Origin of the sequence: Sphingomonas faeni (assembly GCF_030817315.1) — a bacterium.
Classification (GTDB): domain Bacteria; phylum Pseudomonadota; class Alphaproteobacteria; order Sphingomonadales; family Sphingomonadaceae; genus Sphingomonas; species Sphingomonas faeni_C.
Map to the genome: position 1 here is coordinate 2,826,528 of NZ_JAUSZF010000001.1, position 15,294 is coordinate 2,841,821.

Genomic DNA, 15,294 nt, shown 5'->3' on the forward strand with positions numbered 1-15,294 from the left:
GAAATTCCCTAATCCAACGATCCAGGAGTATTATACCCAGTCCTTATCAGGCTTCGTGTAATATCGGGGAAGAAAATATGTCATCGAGAAAGCAAGAAACATATAGAAAAATGGGATTGTCGAAGGTCCAAAAGAATCGCTCATTTGGTTAGAAACTATGTAAGAGATCAAAGCCATAAGCGAACCGATAAACGGGCCCCTAGCCCCTTCTTCTGAAAGACGAGAGCTATCGTCACGGCCGACTTGCCTGGCCGCACCATAAGCTCCGAGAAAGTACCATAGCACCGCAAGAATAAAGGTAATGGTTAGGCCAAGGCCGGGAAAACCCGTCGTGCGGACGGCGTCCATAAATACGTTATGCGCATGTTCGGTCCCATCCGACATCAACTGCCCCGCACCAACGCCCGTCATCGGATGGGCCAGCGCCATATCCCATGATTCCTGCCATAGACCTTTCCGTGCGAGAACGGAGCCATATTGGTTAACTTCCTCATCTCCAGCAAAAATCGTATCGAGCACAGTAAAGGCCCGCGCATTAATTAGCGGGAGAATGAGTGCGCCACCGATAATTGCTCCCAGCGCGATACTGATATTGCGAGACAGTTCAGCGAGCGCCTGTCTTGGGTCGAGGCGTTGAAATGCCATGAGCGGGACGGAGATAAGGAAAAGGACGGCAAAACTTACAAGATTGGTCTTTGATCCGCTTAGGAAGATAGCATAAATTGCTACAAGCAACCCAACGAGCGGCAAGGAAACTTTGCGGAGGGGGCTTGAGAGTGCTTGGCAAACGAAAAACAATCCTGCCATCGAAGCTACGGGGCCCAGCTGGTTTGGATGCTTGAAAAAACCGGGATAGCGATCGCCGTAGCCGCGTTGTCCCAAGAAGTACGTTGCAGAAAGTGATAGTGTCAAAATAACCAGGCACAATATTTGTGTGCGCCTTGCTGATTGACTTGAACGAGAAAGCGCGAAAATCGCCAGGACAATCGCGATCCCACTTGCATGGCCATAGATCGGTCTAAAAACACGCACAAAGGAGTCGACTCCGATTGCGGTGATCAGGCTCCATCCACAGATGAGCAACGTGAGGCTCAGAATTATCGCTCCGAGATTGCGAGCTCCCGGCAACATGCTGTAGAATGCGTCTCTTGCTGTTGTTGAGTATCCGTATAGAACAAATGGGAATAACGCGATCGAGAAGTTTATCGATGCGATATTGGTAACCCCGGGAGTACAAATCAGCAAGAAGAATAAGGCGAATGGGATGTACTGGCTCGTTGATAGAACCTTTCGGGTGCTTGGAAAGGTTTCCGGAAGCTGTGACCGAGCGGCAGTCATGCCCCGAATGACCCCTGTTTCATGACGTTTTGGTAAAGCACCGTCATTTCATTTGCGAAGCGGAGCATGTCGCACGGGGCGGCCCAATAATCTTGATAAGCGCTATCGGACATGGCTTCCGCTGTAGCGTCATCGTCCAGGACGCGTGTGGCTTCAGACAATGAAGCAGCTTCCCTGGCATCAAAGACGAGTCCGGTTTTGCCGTGGCTTACGACTTCGGCGGCAGAGGAGCAGCTGCTCGATATCACCGGTGCTCCGCAGGCAAGCGCTTCGAGCACGACCATTGGCATGCCTTCATACCAGAGCGAGGGGAAGACCAGCGCGCGTGCCTCGCGCATCGCTTCCTGGACTTGGTTCTTTGCCTGCCACCCGCGGAAGTCGGCGTTGGGTAGGCTGGCCTTGAGCCAATCGAGATCGGGGCCGTCGCCGATTACGACGAGCTGGTGCTGTCTGTCGACAAAGCCTTGCGCCAGCACGGACAGGCCCTTCTCTTTTGAGATACGGCCTACGAACAGGTAGCGTGCGTCTGGCCCGCGCGGTACGCGCGGCTGCTTATCTACCGCGATCGGATTGCGCACTAGCACGATGTTAGCGGCCGCCGGCAGGTAGGGCTGCAGAACACGGCGCTGAGTTTCGCTCAGCAGGATAAAGTTACGCGCTTTCGCCGGGTAATGCGCGCGGGCATGCATGATAGCGTGACGCCCGACCCGCCAGGCCTTGATGATGCCCGAGCGTGAATCGCATTGCGTTGTGAGGCAATCAAGGCCGAGCGGCTTTCTCGTACAGATCGAAAGCGAAGGATAGTCGAAGAAGCCCCCGTTTGGGCAGGCGGCGAAGTATTCATGCATGTGAAAGATTGCATGCACCCCAGGCGACATCAACGGTGGCAAAATGGACGGTGACAGTGCTTTGGACCAAGTGTGGACGTGGAAGATTGTGTCGTTCAGGTCGACTTCGGCTATGAGTTTGCGCATGGCCCGCTCCGCATCCTCATTCCAAAGCCCCTGAAGGAGCGCCTTGGCTCGCGACGGATTGCGACGGAGGTCGGCTTGGCCCAGCGTTTTTACGTTGACGCCGGCATCCAGCAACTCGCGATCGGGTTCCCCTGCGGCGGCGAGGAACGTCACATCGACGCCCTGCGCCCGTAAGGCGATCGCGGTGTCGAGCGCGCACCGGGTCGCGCCGGCGCCAAGCTCGGCATTCGCAAAGTCGTGGACGACGACAAGCTTCATCGTCTCTCACACCTGTGTACAGCGGTTGAACCCAAGTATCCCACGTCAGGAGCCACGTTCAGCTCGGCTTGGGCGTGTAGGAGTAGTTGTAGGAATAATAATAGTCATCGTCGTTACCCTCGGCGGAGAACTTCTCGACAATCACGCCCAGCACGTCCGGACTTGCCGTGGCGAGGCGCAACAGGGCGCGGCGCAACGAGGCGCGCGTGCCGCCTTCGGCTTCGGCGACAAAAATAACGCCATCCACCTTGGCCGCCAGCAGCAAGGCATCGGCCATACCCAGGATCGGCGGCCCGTCGATGATGACGACATCGTAGGACTCGCGCGCTTTGGCTAGGATATCGTCCAGCGTTGAATGCGACAGCAATTCAGTCGGGCTCGGTGGGGCGGTGCCCGACGTGATGACGTGCAGCTTCTCGAAGTCGGTGGCCTGGATCACTGATTCGAAGACAGCATTGGCGGAGAGCAGTTCGGCAAGACCAAGCTTGTTGGCGAGCCCGAAAAACCGGTGCGTGGCCGGACGACGCAAGTCGGCATCGATCACCAGTACGCGCAAGTCCATCTTGGCGATGGTGCGGGCGAGCGCATACGCTGTCGTCGACTTGCCCTCTCCCTCGCGCGAGCTGGTGACCGACAAGGTCTTTGAAAGGCCATTCGGTCGCGACAACGCAATATGTGTACGCGCCGAAAAGAAGGCCTCGGATAGCGCCGATCGTGGGTTGTCGAGCTCGTCTGGAATGGAAATCGCTACGTCCGACTTGGGAATGACGCCGAGGATCGGCAGCCCAGTCGCAGCTGAGATATCCTCGGGCGTGCGAAGCTTCTGATCGAGTTGCGATTTGATCAGCACCGTGAGCAGGCCGAAAAACAAGCCCGCGACGAGTGCGACAGCGAGGTTGACCGGAAGGTTGGGCGAAACGGGTTTGCCCGGGACGGTCGCGTCATCGATAATCGAGACGCTGCTTCTGTTAACGCCTGCGGTGGCAGACACCTCCTTCTGCCGCTGCAACAATGCGTCATAGAGTGAGCGGTTGGTATCGACGTCGCGCTTGAGGATATTGCTGCGAACGCCAAGCCGTTCTTCGCTGATAACGCTCCCCTTAAGGCCGTTGACACGTTCGAGCAACGCGGCTTCCTGGTGTTGCGCGGTTTCGAACTGTGCGCGCAGACCGTTTACAACGTCACGCGCAGCCGTTTGCGCGGCTATCGTCAGGCCATTGACAGCTTCCTGGTCAGCCTCAGCTGTCGGATGGGATAGGCCGTAAGTCGCTCGATCCTGACGCAACTTTGCCTTTGCTGCCGCCAGCTGGCCCTTCAGACCTTGGACTTGTGGGTCGGCAAGAACTTGCGGCACGCTCATCAATGGAACCGCTTGCGTAGCGCGCCATGCCTGCTCAGCAGCAATCCGCTGATTGGTAGCATCGTTAGCGGTGGTGGCCGAGCTGGCTAGATTGGAGGCAATAGTGGTTGTCTCCCCGCCCTCGGCACCAGCCCTGACCGAAATCAAGCCGTTCTCGGCAATATAGGAGTTGAGATCCACTTCGGATCGCTCAAGCCGCTCCCGCGCCAGTTTCAGTTGGTTGGTAAGGAAGTCGCGAGCATAGCTGGAACCGTCGAACTTGTGCTGGAGATCTAACTGCACAGCCGCCCGCGCATAGGCATTCGCGATTAATGCGGCCAGTTGCGGGTCCCTCGAATCGAACTGTATATTGGTGAGCTGAGTACCGGCGATTTTCTCGACATGAACCGATGATCGCAAAAATCCAATGGCGGCATTCTGCTTGGCCAACGGAGCCGTGGCCGATTCTTGACTGTCGCTTCCTGTGGAAATCCCGGCAACCTCAAGGAACTTCGCATTCGACCCTAGCTTGGCCTGTTCATAAACAGCCTGGGCCATCGCACGACTTCTGATCAGATCAATTTGCGTTTGGGACTCACGCTCGAAATCGCCAGACGAACCGATCGTAGTCCCGGTGTTGCTGATCTGGATCGTCTGCGAGGCGGCCGATTCAAAGCGGATTACGCTGGTTGCGCGATAAACGGGCTTTGCCAACAGCGTGGCGGCGATGCCGATCAGCAGGGCGATAATTAGAATAGCAGCCAAGAGCTTATAGCTGCGCTTGATTACCCGCCAGAAGCTCGAAAGCCCTAGGCTGAAAGCATCGCTCGGGTCGGAAACCGAAAACGCTGTAGATCCGGTCAGAATCGTATCCTGCTGCTGGTTCGAGAGTTTCGCTATCGTGTTCGCCACATTACCCCCGCGTCATGTTGTTCGGATCTTCCCACGATTGCCGCGACGGGTCATGCCGGAAACATCTGTCAAGCCACACGTGATCGTTACCACTGTGCGGCCTAAAACTACTGGCAGGTAGCTAGCTTCTTCTGTGCCGCAGAGCAACAAATTTGGTGAAGCTAATACTTGCCTGCGGAAACTTGGCCCAAAGGGGGTCAACGCGATTTTGCGTTGCCAAAGACGCCTCCCTGGAAAAAAGGCAGCGCGTTGAGAAAAACGATCGACTTCCGCTCGAGGGGGCGCTCAAGAAATGCGTAGGACAGGTACGCACACAGGATACTGACAATATTTATGCTGACGAACAAAGCGATCCCAAGCGGGATCCCGATGGACTTCCCGAACACTCTGTCGGACACCCCCATAAACATCGCAAGCACGATTATGTGCACTAGATACAAGCTATAGGACCAATCCCCCAGTTTTATCAGCGATTTACTTACAAAATTTGCACCTTTCGCCTGTCGGGAGAAGCAGGCAATGGCAACCACCGCAGTCGCCAAAAGCCATGCCAGAGGTCGGCCCCACCCCAGCAGCAGGCCGTGATACCCCCAAATCATGACGACGATCAGCAAACTTATAAGCATTAATGGCTCAGGTATACTAATTGTCCTGAAAATTTCTGTAAAGTAGGCCCAAATTTATACCAAGCAGAAACTCAATGATTAGTCCACTTGTCCAGAATTCGAATGGATAAGGTAGTTCTAGAATGCCCATAATTGGCAAGATCATTAGAGATACGAAGAGAATGCGCATGCCCACTCGCTTCTTGAATGCAAGGCACGCAGAAAATATAACATAAAACATCATTTCCAACTCGAGAGTCCAGCCTTGTCCAAGTATAGGACGAACCTTTCCCTCCGGCCCGGCCACCGGGTAGAAACTTAGGTTAGTGATCAGATCGTACATGCCAATCGGGTGGCGTGTCGCTATCAGCAAGCCTGCCATTACGAAGGTAAGAATCCAATAAATTGGAACGATTCGAGATATGCGTCGAATTAGGAAGTCTTTTGTGACTCTTAGACTCCCGAATTTATCGTGCGTAACCCCTACCATAATAAAACCGGATATCACAAAGAAGATATCAACCCCTATTCCGCCATCGATAAGAAATTCATCGACGCCAAACATACGCTTCATTATGCTGTTAAGGACATGAGCAACCATGACGAGAGCAGCAGCGATAGCCCTCACCTGCTGTATGTTGGTTAGAATAACCTTATTGGGCATATAATTTATCACCCTTAATAGATGGCAGCGCTGCTGCTGGTGAACCCAATTTTAATTATTGATCGTCATATCTCTCAGGTCTGCAATTGCGTCATTCGAAGACGGCAGAACCTCGAGTGTCAGCACCTGGACGGGACATTGTTGCGGCACGGTAAAGCGCACCGATACTACACTGTCCGGCATTCTGCCGATTGTAGCTTGCACAAGCTTTGCACTGGTTGTCCTGCACCCTATCGTCCAGCGGGCCTCCCCGCCGCTTGGGTCACTCATGCCGCCGACAAAGCGCAGTGTGTAGGTTCCGGCTTTGAGCAGCAGGCGCTGAGTCAGCACATCCCCGCCCGCGGTTCGTCCGACGTGGAGGCGTTGACCGGGCCCCCCGTATACGTCATCGAAGTAGGCAGTTCGGTCGCCGAACCGCCAACCGATTGGTCCCCAAGAGATCCGGTTCGCGGCGATTCTGCTGAAGTCGCCATCGACTGGCCCCTCCCGCGGATCGAGAGCAACCTTGGGATTGGCAGTGCGCACCAGTGCCAGAACCGCATCGCCGTACCCTTGCTCAAGCGCGGCAGTAAGGAAAGTCTGCGGCAGCGCGTCGTTAGGCCGATAGCCGCGCGCCATTGCGTCGGCCAGTAAGGTCAGCGTGTTGCTCGTCCGGTTCAAGTCAGGCCGCGCCATCGTGCGCAGAAGCGTGTCGGACCATGGTGGGTATTGTGCCACGCGCTGGGCCAGTACCGCTCGCGCCGGTCCATTTGCCGCCATAGCGACGAACACTGACAGCACTTGCGGGGTGTAACGACCCCGCCGCAGCAGCGCATCTCCGGCGTCGACCGCACCTTGGGGATTGTTGTCGCGAAGTGACTGGCGCAGCGCCCACCACTGCACGTCCGAATTGCGCCAAGTAGCGCGCGCAGCAAGGCTCAGCAGGCGATAAGCCCCCACCTCGTCACCGCGCGCGCCAAAGATTTCTCCAAGCGTCTGCAGCGCAGTGGCATTGTACGTTGATGCGCGAAGGGCGGCTACGGCACTGCGCTCGGCAGTTGCGGGATGGCCTGCGGCGAGTTCGGCGCGCGCTGTCAGTGCCATTGCGTCCGATCCCAGCAGCATGCTGGCAGGCAATGCTACCGTGCCGCCCGCCGCCGCCACTATCGCGCCCAACGTCAGACGCACGACTTGAGCGGCCGCCACCAAAACCAACGCGGGCACGGCGAACCGGACGAAGCCCGGCAATCTACACATCTCGACTCCGACCTCATCCCCGGAAGGGCGTGTCAACAAGCCCGCCATAGCCCCGGCAATCGCAGCGATCGCGAAGGTTCTGGCCGGATAGTCCACCAGCGAATGCAAGAGCAACAACACGAGAACGGTAACTGCCGCTACCTCGACAAAGGCCCGGTCTTGCGTCGCCGACAAGGCCGCAACGCGACGCACCGCCAGCACAACGAAAACCAGCGCCGCTGCGATCGCGAGCACGCCTACTATTCCGGCCTCGGCGATCAGTTCGAGGTAATCACAATGCGCGTGATTGAGGTAATTGCGTGAAACCGTGTTCAGGCTCTCGACCGGGGAAAACGCGCGCACGAACGAACCGAGGCCTGTACCATAAGGGAAATGGTGGGTCGCCATGAACCAGACACCTTCCCAGCTGACGAAACGCTCATCCCCACCGGCGCGCGAGAGCCGCGCGAACACCCCCTGACCGCTCCCGGTGAACAGCAGCCACACTCCCGCCAGCACGATCCCGGCTAGGCCCGCCAACGCGATCGACTTGGGAACGGTCCGCCGCAACATCAGCAGCGCGGGTATGATCCCGAGAGCCAGTAGCGCCACGCCAGCCCGGGATTGGGTCAGCAGGCAAACCGTCGCCGCCAGAAACAGAATCGGCATATAAGGCCACAACAGGTCTGAGCCCGGGTGATCGCGGATACGTCGAACCGCCAGCAGCAGCGTGACGGAAGCAGTGATCGCCATCATCGTCGCTTGGTGGTTTCGGTTGGCGAACAGACCGACGGGAAAATTGTTATGCGCTGAAACGTAAAGGTGAAGCCCCCCCGCCGCTAGCTGCAGCAGGCCGAGCAGGCCGCTCAGGCACCCTATCAGGATGATAGTCCAGAGCACGGGCAGGCCTTGATCGCAGCTCGTCCCACGCGCCAGCAGAAACGCCGCAACCGGCACCGACAGCGCTACCAGCCACTGCCAGGTCGCCGGCGCATCGAGCGAGAGTGGATACCACGCCCCAGGGGTGACGCTGCTCGCGATCTCTGCCGCGAACGATCGGCCCGACAGCTTCATCCATACCGCGGGCGGCAGCGGAACGAGTTGCAAAAGGGGCACGGCGACAAGCAAGGCCAAACCAACCGGAACCACCCTGCCGCTGCCCGCGCCGACGCGGACCGAACCAAGCGATGCCGGCCAGCACAACTAGCGCAAAAATTTCCAGGGCCAGATCACGCCAAGGATTGAGCGCGCCCGCCCCACCGAGAAGCGCTGCGATGACCAACAGCACCTTCAGGCGCACGGGTTGGGCAGTCACGGCGCTTTGCCAAGATGTTTTCGCAATGCCCCTAACGGTCCGTGTCGACATGCTTTAGATCCTCTTTAACGCCCAAAAAAGACCATCGCTAGAAAGATTTAGCTCCCTCAGGGACGCCGCAATAAGGCCAAACCCTGATCGCGCATCTTTCATGGGACTGGCTCGTACGTGCTTTTACTTGCCAACTCTACCGCATTGCAGCAAGGTATTTGAAGCGACTTCTTCCAGCCCGGGCTTGTCGGCATCACAAGTGCTAAAGCAACATAGTCCGAAAACGTTATTATCGTTGCATGTCATTTCTTAGGAGTTCGTGTCCCGTGAGCCTTCCGGCACATCTGTCCTCTCCGCGTGAAGCTCGCGTGTCGATCGCGATGGCGACTTACAACGGCGCCCGCTTCATTCAGGAGCAGTTAAATTCGATTCTCGCCCAGACGCACTTGCCCTGGGAACTGGTAATCACCGACGACCAGTCTACTGACGCGACCGAGCAGATCGTTAACGCCTTCGCCGAAAAAGCGCCGTTCCGCATCCGCTTCATCCGCAACGAGGATCGGCTCTACTTCTCGTCGAACTTCATGAAGGCCGCGTCTCTGTGCGAAGGCGACTTCATCGCCTTTTCCGATCAGGATGACATCTGGGATCCCCGCAAGATAGAACTGTCGCTGGACGCACTGGCGCAGCCCGGCGTCGTCCTGTGCGTGCACGACGCGACCAAGGTGAACGAGCAGCTTGAGCCCATCGGCCTCGAAACGCGCCGCGGGGTGCCCAAGGGGCTTTTAGCAGAATTTGATCCCCTAAACGCATTTTCAGGGTTCGTTTGTACGTTTCCTACGAGCATGCTCGCCCTTATACCAGCAGGGCAACGGCCGGCTGATATCATCGAAACCAACCGGCTTTTTTCGCATGACCGGTGGATATGCTTTCTGGCCACGTTGGTCGGGTCGATCGCCAATCTACCCGACCCGCTCGCGTTATACCGTCAACATGACGATAATGCAGCGGGATGGATGAGATCAGGACGCAGCCAGTCCGACATGCTTAGCTTGATGCGGAACAGGTTTGGCTTCTACATTCTGAAGCGGCTTAGTGTTTTGCGATCGCTCAACCAGCTTGCGGCTACGATTGATCCTAACTCTCTAGACCCCACGATATTCTCGGCTCAAAAATTCGAGCGTAGTTTGCGCTTTCTGAAGCAATATGAGGAGCATTATGAACGCCGCTTCCGGATCGCGTGCGCGGATTTCCGACCCCTTAGATTGTGGAACCTTAGCGTCTGTGTTTTTCGTGGCGCTTATCGAGGCCCGGTGGGTAGCGGGAGTACTTGGCGGAAGTTGATGATGGACGGTTTGGGCGCGATTGTCGCTCATCCTAACCAGGGAGAGATCGCTCGGTCCCAACTGTTGTTGCAGCCGAAATGAGCGAAAGATACCGCATCACTCATCGCTTGCTACATATCCGTAACTTTCGGGACTGACCTCGGCTATGCGTCTGACTTACATCCACAATGCTGAAATGCCGGCAAGCGGAGCCAGCACGGTACAGGTGATGCGAATGTGTTCAGCATTCACGAGGGCTGGGCATGATCTAGAGCTAATAATTCCCCTGTTCACCAAAATATCGCCTCCTTCCGATGATGACTTATTCGAGTACTATGGCTGCACGGATCGATTCACAGTCCACCATCAACGCCTCCGGTTTGCCAGTGGGATCGAATTCGCTATTAAGGCTGCCCTCAGGGCCCGGAGGCGACATAGTGATATCGTCTATAGCCGCTGCATCAGATCTTGCGGGTTTGCGGACTTACTTGGATTATCAGTTGTGCATGAAGCTCACGGCCCGGTGGAGGCCTATTCGAAGAGTGGTAATTTTGTATTTCGCCAGTTAGCGAGGTTCTCGCGCTTCCGACGGCTTGTGACGATAAATGGTGCTCTCGCCCAATATTATATCACAATGTTCCCAAGACTTTTGCCACTTCTCTATGTAGCTCCAAGCGGAACGGATCCAGTAAAGCAACCGATACATCCGGTTCAGCCGGTGCCGGGCCAGCAATTGCGCGTCGGATATGTCGGCTCGATGTTTCCCGGAAAAGGGATGGAGCTGATCGCCGAATTGGCCATGCGGACTGACTATACCTTTGTCGTTGCTGGTGGAGATGCTGAAAGTATCGCTTACTGGAAACAAAAGGTCGAAGGTCGCGTTGAATTCCTCGGACATCTTCCTAATCGAGACGTTGACGCTTTGATCAACACCTTCGACGTTGCCCTGGCCCCTTATCTCGAGAACGTCGGCGGCCTTAGTGTCACCTTCAACCTTGCTCGCTGGATGTCACCTTTGAAACTGTTCGAGTACATGGCGCATGCAAGGGCAATCCTGGTGTCGGACCTGCCCGCTATCCGGGAAGTCGTTCAGAACGACAAAGAGGTCCTGCTTTGCAATCCGCGCGACATAGAAGACTGGATCTTGGCGCTAGACAGATTGGCACAGGATCCGGGATTGCGTGAGAAACTGGGTCGAAATGCGCTGTCGACCTTTTTGAATCGCTTCACGTGGGATCAGAGGGCAGCGGGCATACTCGAGGCAATCGCGGCATGAGACATGTTGCGATAATGACCGCTTATAAGGACTTCGCGATGCTCGTGCGGTCGCTGCGTCGCCTACGGATGTTCGATGTCGACGTTTACCTCCATGTCGATCGCAAGACTCGATTCGCCAACAGCGAGATGGAAATTCTCAAGGGACTGTGTCGAACTGTTCAGACCTGTTACGACATTCCGTGGGGAGGCCATGAGCATATCCAGGCTATCGTTGGCTTGATGCGTGATGCCGTCCTTTCCGGAGAGCCCTACGGTTACGTTCACACGCTGTCCGGGCAGGACATAGTCATAAAGCCACTTTCATCCTTTACCGAATATTGGGATGGGACTATCTACATGAAATCAATCCCACGACACGATTTTCCGGAAAACGTAGAGGCCAGAATTGCGCATCGCAACCTGCTGCATAGCTGGCAAAAACGGCGACGTGTGTGGCAAACAGCAGATCTTCTGCTTCAGAAAATCCAGGCGCTCCCCGGATTGGCTAGATCGCAGTTACTAAGCCAGACGCCGCTTCACAAAGGTGAAGTCTGGCTGTCCATGCCTTTCGCCATATGCCGAAGAATCGTGGAATCCAGCGAAGCGCACGCCCTTCTTCACGAGTTGCGTACGACATATATCCCGGAAGAGTTTTTCTTCCAGTCCGTGATCATGAACTGGGAGTATGCGTCGCGCGTCAATCAGCGTAACTTGCGGTATACTGACTGGCATTCAGGTCGGGGGCGGCCCGCATTTTTGGACGATAGCGATTTTGGACCAATTTTAAATTCCGGGGATGTATTCGCCCGAAAGGTGAGCACTGAGAAGTCGGACTCGGTGGTAACTAGGCTCGAGGCTGAATACGGAAAATCATAGCCGACGTATGACATAGGTATTTGTGATTTTCCCAGTACTGATTGATACGTATTAAACTGATTACGATTGTAAGCGTGGCCGGCAGACCGCAGATTACGCGGCTTGCGCCACTAGCTTTGCGGTTTGCGCGGACCAATTCCAGGGCATAAGTTCGTCCCATCGCGCTGCTGGCCAATCCGCTGCGATCTTCCCAGTGACGTCGGCGATGTAGGCCTGCGGGTCGACGGCGTTGGCCTGGCAGGTCTGGATGACGGTGTAGATCGCTGCGGCGCGCTCGCGCCCGTCTTCGAACCGGCGAACAGCCAGTTCCGCCGTCCGACGGCAACGCCGCGCAACGCGCGTTCGGCGATGTTGTTATCGATCTCCAGGCGTCCGTCATCGAGGAAGCGTACGCCTCCGGTAGCGGCCGCCTTGCCGGTCAGGCGAAGGACCGGTCTTAAGCGCGCTCTTAAGAGTACGCTTAGGAGTAGGTGTTGTGGGTCAGATCACGGTTTTCGGCGGGCCTGAGCGCCGTCGCCGGTGGAGCGATGAGGAGCGGGTGCAAATCCTGGCGGAGGCCTTTGCACCGGGCGCGTTTGTTGCGCAGGTCGCTCGGCGGCATGATGTCTCGACGGGGTTGATCTATACTTGGCGCCGCAAGTTTCGCCGACGGTCAAATGCGCCGACTGCGGTCGCCGGCTTTGCCGAAGCGGTGGTCGTTGAGGATTGCCCGGTCGAATTGCCGACCGTGCAGCCGACCATCGTCGTTGATCTGGCGCGGGGCGGACGCGTAAGCGTCTTCGCATCAGCGTCGCCCGATCAGGTGGCCGCGGTGCTCAAGTCCGTGATCCGATGATACCTGTTCCGAACGGCGTGAAAGTTTGGCTGGCGTTGGGTCACACGGACATGCGGCGTGGCATGCGTTCGCTCGCATTGCAGGTTCAGCAAGCGCTGAACAAGGACGTCCATGCCGGCGACCTGTACGTGTTCCGCGGGAAAAGCGGGTCACTGTGTAAGATCCTGTGGCATGACGGGCTGGGCATGTCGCTGTACGCCAAGCGGCTGGAGCGCGGGCGCTTCGTGTGGCCGGCTGCCAAGGACGGCACGGTCGCGATCTCGGGCTCGGCGATGGCGTGCCTGCTCGAAGGTATCGACTGGCGCAATCCGCAGGAAACGTGGCGTCCGACCCGGGTTGGGTGACTACCTCCAGCGGCAGTCAGGATGAGAAAAGCGGCGGAAATCCGCCAAAAACCATAGGTTTCTCAAGGGTGTTCTGGTATAATCTGGCATGCTTTCGAGCGATGCCTCCGACGAGCTTTTGCAGCTTCGCACCGAACTGGCGGTCGCTCGTGATCTCGCGGAAAAGGCCCAGGCGAACGCGCTCAATGCCGAAGCCGAAACGGCCCGCGTCAGAGCTATCAATGCCGATCTGCTAGCCCGCAATGCTCATCTCGAGTTGATGAACGAGAAGATGCGGCGCGACAAATACGGCGCCAGTTCGGAACGCAGCCGTCGGCTGATCGACCAGTTGGAACTGACGTTCGAGGAGCTCGAGGCGGACGCCACCGAGGCGGAGGGCTTGGGCGCAATAGCTGCCGCCAAAGCGACGACTTTGACCGCGTTCACCCGCGTAAGGTCCACCCGCCGCGACTTCGATCCAGGCTTGCCGCGCGAACAGGTCGTCATCCCGGCACCCGAGCTGTGCCCTTGCTGCGGGTCGGCCGACCTCAGCCATCTTCCGGCCGATATTACCGAGACACTCGAAAAGGTGCCCGCCCGCCACAAGGTAATTCAGACCGTACGGGAAAAGGTCTCTTGCCGTCAGTGCGAGAAGATCAGCCAGCCACCGGCGCCGTTCCACGTCACCCCGAGGGGCATGTTCGGGCCGCACTTTCTGGCCAGTTTGGTCTTTCAGAAATATGGTCTGCACCAGCCGCTCAACAGTCAGCGCGATCGCCTCGAGAGCGAGGGCATCTCCTTGAGCCTGTCGACGCTCGCAGATCAGATCGGCGCAGTGAGCGTAGCTGCCAGGCCCTTGTTCCTGCTAATTGAAGCGCACGTCCTGGCGGCCGAGCGTCTCCACGGCGATGACACCACCGTTCCGCGGCTGGCGAAGTACAAGACCGACGTCGCGCGGATCTGGGATTACGTGCGCGACGACCGCCCGTTCGGCGGTCCAGCACCGCCGGCAGTGCTGTGCTATTACTCGCGGCCCCGGAAAGGCGAACATCCCCGCGGCCATCTCGCTGGCTATACCGGTATTCTGCAGGTCGACCGCTATGCCGACTTCAACGACCTGTTCCGCGATGGCTGGGCTGACAAACCGATGACGCGGGCGAACTGCTGGGCTCACGCCCGCCGGCAGTTCTTCGAGCTGGCCGATGTGGCGCGTCAACTCAAGCGCCAGAAGGGCGGCGTGCCGCTCGTCTCGCCGTTGGCGAAGGAGGCTCTCGAATGGATCGACCAGATCTTCGCGATCGAGCGAGAGATCACCGGGCGGACTGCCGGCGAGCGCCCGAGCGTGCGCCAGGAACGCGTCGCACCCCTGATCCGAGCACTGGAAACCTGGATGCGGGAAAAGCGCGGCATTCTGTCGCGTCACGATGCCGTCGCCAAAGCGATCGCCTATCTGCTCAACGACTGGGCGGGGTTCACGACATTCCTCGTGGACGGTCGGATCTGCCTGACGAATAACGCGGCCGAGCGAGAGCTGCGCAGCGTAGCGCGCGGCAGGAAAGCCTGGTTGTTTGTCGGCTCGGATCGCGGCGGTGAGCGCGCTGCGATGATGTACAGCCTCATCGGCACCGCCAGGCTCAATGGCGTCGATCCGCTCGCGTGGCTTACCGACGTCCTTGTCCGCATCGCTGATCTGCCGCAGTCCCGGCTTCATGAGCTGCTGCCTTGGGAATGGATTCGCTTTCGTAAAACGCCGCTCGTGCAAGAGGCTGCCTGATGACTGATCCCCAACCCGAACCCGAACTGATCGAATCTTCGCTGAACCGGTCGATCGAGCGAGGTGGCAGGCGACTGGAAGTCCACATCGTCCGTCTAGCAACTGAGCGAGGGTGGTCTCTCGAAGTGGTCAACGATCACAACACCTCGATCGTCTGGGACGACCAGTTCGAAACCGATCGCGACGCTGATGCAGCCTTCCAAAGCGCGCTGGCCGAAGAAGGTTGCGAGGCCTTCCTCGACAAGGACTGACGCACCAGCCCCGCTCCGATAGCCGTCAATCCGCGGCCTCTA

General features: G+C 57.5%; 13 protein-coding genes and 1 pseudogene. 7 read left to right on the top strand and 7 right to left on the bottom strand.

The annotated features are described in order from the left end of the window. Positions 1 to 30 precede the first annotated feature (30 nt). From QFZ54_RS13135 to QFZ54_RS13160, 6 genes are all read right to left on the bottom strand, one after another. A complete protein-coding gene (locus QFZ54_RS13135; RefSeq protein ID WP_307087743.1) occupies positions 31 to 1,338 on the bottom strand; it encodes an O-antigen ligase family protein in 1,308 nt (435 codons plus the stop codon). Continuing rightward, the gene (locus tag QFZ54_RS13140) at positions 1,335 to 2,570 is read right to left on the bottom strand and encodes a glycosyltransferase family 4 protein (RefSeq protein WP_307087745.1); all 1,236 of its coding nucleotides are present in this window, start codon (positions 2,568 to 2,570) and stop codon (positions 1,335 to 1,337) included. Before QFZ54_RS13140 ends, QFZ54_RS13135 begins: the two co-directional genes overlap by 4 nt. A gap of 58 nt (positions 2,571 to 2,628) precedes the next feature. Then, positions 2,629 to 4,821 carry a GumC family protein gene (locus QFZ54_RS13145; protein WP_307087747.1) on the bottom strand — a complete coding sequence of 731 codons (2,193 nt, stop codon included), beginning with the start codon at positions 4,819 to 4,821 and terminating at the stop codon, positions 2,629 to 2,631. Positions 4,822 to 5,018: 197 nt separating this feature from the next. Then, positions 5,019 to 5,435, bottom strand: a complete 417-nt coding sequence (locus QFZ54_RS13150; protein ID WP_307087749.1) for a hypothetical protein — start codon at positions 5,433 to 5,435, stop codon at positions 5,019 to 5,021. A gap of 28 nt (positions 5,436 to 5,463) precedes the next feature. Further along, the gene (locus QFZ54_RS13155; protein ID WP_307087751.1) at positions 5,464 to 6,090 is read right to left on the bottom strand and encodes an acyltransferase family protein; all 627 of its coding nucleotides are present in this window, start codon (positions 6,088 to 6,090) and stop codon (positions 5,464 to 5,466) included. 51 nt (positions 6,091 to 6,141) lie between these two features. Beyond that, positions 6,142 to 8,439 (bottom strand): O-antigen ligase family protein, encoded by a 2,298-nt coding sequence (locus QFZ54_RS13160; protein ID WP_307087753.1) that lies wholly within the window; start codon positions 8,437 to 8,439, stop codon positions 6,142 to 6,144. A gap of 540 nt (positions 8,440 to 8,979) precedes the next feature. Here QFZ54_RS13160 and QFZ54_RS13165 point away from each other — a divergent pair. From QFZ54_RS13165 to QFZ54_RS13175, 3 genes are all read left to right on the top strand, one after another. Next, entirely contained in the window at positions 8,980 to 10,038 is a 1,059-nt protein-coding gene (locus QFZ54_RS13165) for a glycosyltransferase family 2 protein (RefSeq protein ID WP_307087755.1), read from the top strand. Between the two features lie 127 nt (positions 10,039 to 10,165). Further along, positions 10,166 to 11,212, top strand: coding sequence for a glycosyltransferase family 4 protein (locus QFZ54_RS13170; protein ID WP_307089446.1), 1,047 nt, complete (start codon positions 10,166 to 10,168; stop codon positions 11,210 to 11,212). A 14-nt stretch (positions 11,213 to 11,226) separates the two neighbouring features. Next, positions 11,227 to 12,069 carry a beta-1,6-N-acetylglucosaminyltransferase gene (locus tag QFZ54_RS13175; RefSeq protein ID WP_307087757.1) on the top strand — a complete coding sequence of 281 codons (843 nt, stop codon included), beginning with the start codon at positions 11,227 to 11,229 and terminating at the stop codon, positions 12,067 to 12,069. Positions 12,070 to 12,162: 93 nt separating this feature from the next. On the opposite strand, the pseudogene QFZ54_RS13180 reads toward QFZ54_RS13175, so the two are convergent. Then, positions 12,163 to 12,461, bottom strand: a pseudogene (locus QFZ54_RS13180) (transposase domain-containing protein); the annotation flags it as partial. Positions 12,462 to 12,544: 83 nt separating this feature from the next. Between QFZ54_RS13180 and tnpA the strand changes: the two are divergent. The 4 genes from tnpA to QFZ54_RS13200 all read left to right on the top strand — a co-directional run bounded on the left by tnpA (position 12,545) and on the right by QFZ54_RS13200 (position 15,252). After that, on the top strand, positions 12,545 to 12,904 hold the full coding sequence (gene tnpA, locus QFZ54_RS13185) for an IS66-like element accessory protein TnpA (RefSeq protein WP_307087759.1): 360 nt from the start codon (positions 12,545 to 12,547) through the stop codon (positions 12,902 to 12,904). Next, positions 12,901 to 13,248, top strand: a complete 348-nt coding sequence (gene tnpB / locus QFZ54_RS13190; RefSeq protein WP_307087761.1) for an IS66 family insertion sequence element accessory protein TnpB — start codon at positions 12,901 to 12,903, stop codon at positions 13,246 to 13,248. Before tnpA ends, tnpB begins: the two co-directional genes overlap by 4 nt. A gap of 88 nt (positions 13,249 to 13,336) precedes the next feature. Further along, positions 13,337 to 15,001 (top strand): IS66 family transposase, encoded by a 1,665-nt coding sequence (tnpC, locus tag QFZ54_RS13195; protein WP_307087765.1) that lies wholly within the window; start codon positions 13,337 to 13,339, stop codon positions 14,999 to 15,001. After that, positions 15,001 to 15,252 (top strand): hypothetical protein, encoded by a 252-nt coding sequence (locus QFZ54_RS13200; protein WP_307087767.1) that lies wholly within the window; start codon positions 15,001 to 15,003, stop codon positions 15,250 to 15,252. The genes tnpC and QFZ54_RS13200 overlap by 1 nt, the downstream gene beginning before the upstream one ends. Positions 15,253 to 15,294: the final 42 nt, after the last annotated feature.

Excerpts from the sequence above, each read along its gene's own strand:
- QFZ54_RS13200 (WP_307087767.1), top strand. The coding sequence starts at position 15,001 with ATGACTGATCCCCAACCCGAACCCGAACTGATCGAATCTTCGCTGAAC.
- QFZ54_RS13175 (WP_307087757.1), top strand. The coding sequence starts at position 11,227 with ATGACCGCTTATAAGGACTTCGCGATGCTCGTGCGGTCGCTGCGTCGC.
- tnpB (WP_307087761.1), top strand. The coding sequence starts at position 12,901 with ATGATACCTGTTCCGAACGGCGTGAAAGTTTGGCTGGCGTTGGGTCAC.
- QFZ54_RS13170 (WP_307089446.1), top strand. The coding sequence starts at position 10,166 with ATGCGAATGTGTTCAGCATTCACGAGGGCTGGGCATGATCTAGAGCTA.
- QFZ54_RS13140 (WP_307087745.1), bottom strand. The coding sequence starts at position 2,570 with ATGAAGCTTGTCGTCGTCCACGACTTTGCGAATGCCGAGCTTGGCGCC.
- QFZ54_RS13135 (WP_307087743.1), bottom strand. The coding sequence starts at position 1,338 with ATGACTGCCGCTCGGTCACAGCTTCCGGAAACCTTTCCAAGCACCCGA.
- tnpC (WP_307087765.1), top strand. The coding sequence starts at position 13,337 with ATGCTTTCGAGCGATGCCTCCGACGAGCTTTTGCAGCTTCGCACCGAA.
- QFZ54_RS13155 (WP_307087751.1), bottom strand. The coding sequence starts at position 6,090 with ATGCCCAATAAGGTTATTCTAACCAACATACAGCAGGTGAGGGCTATC.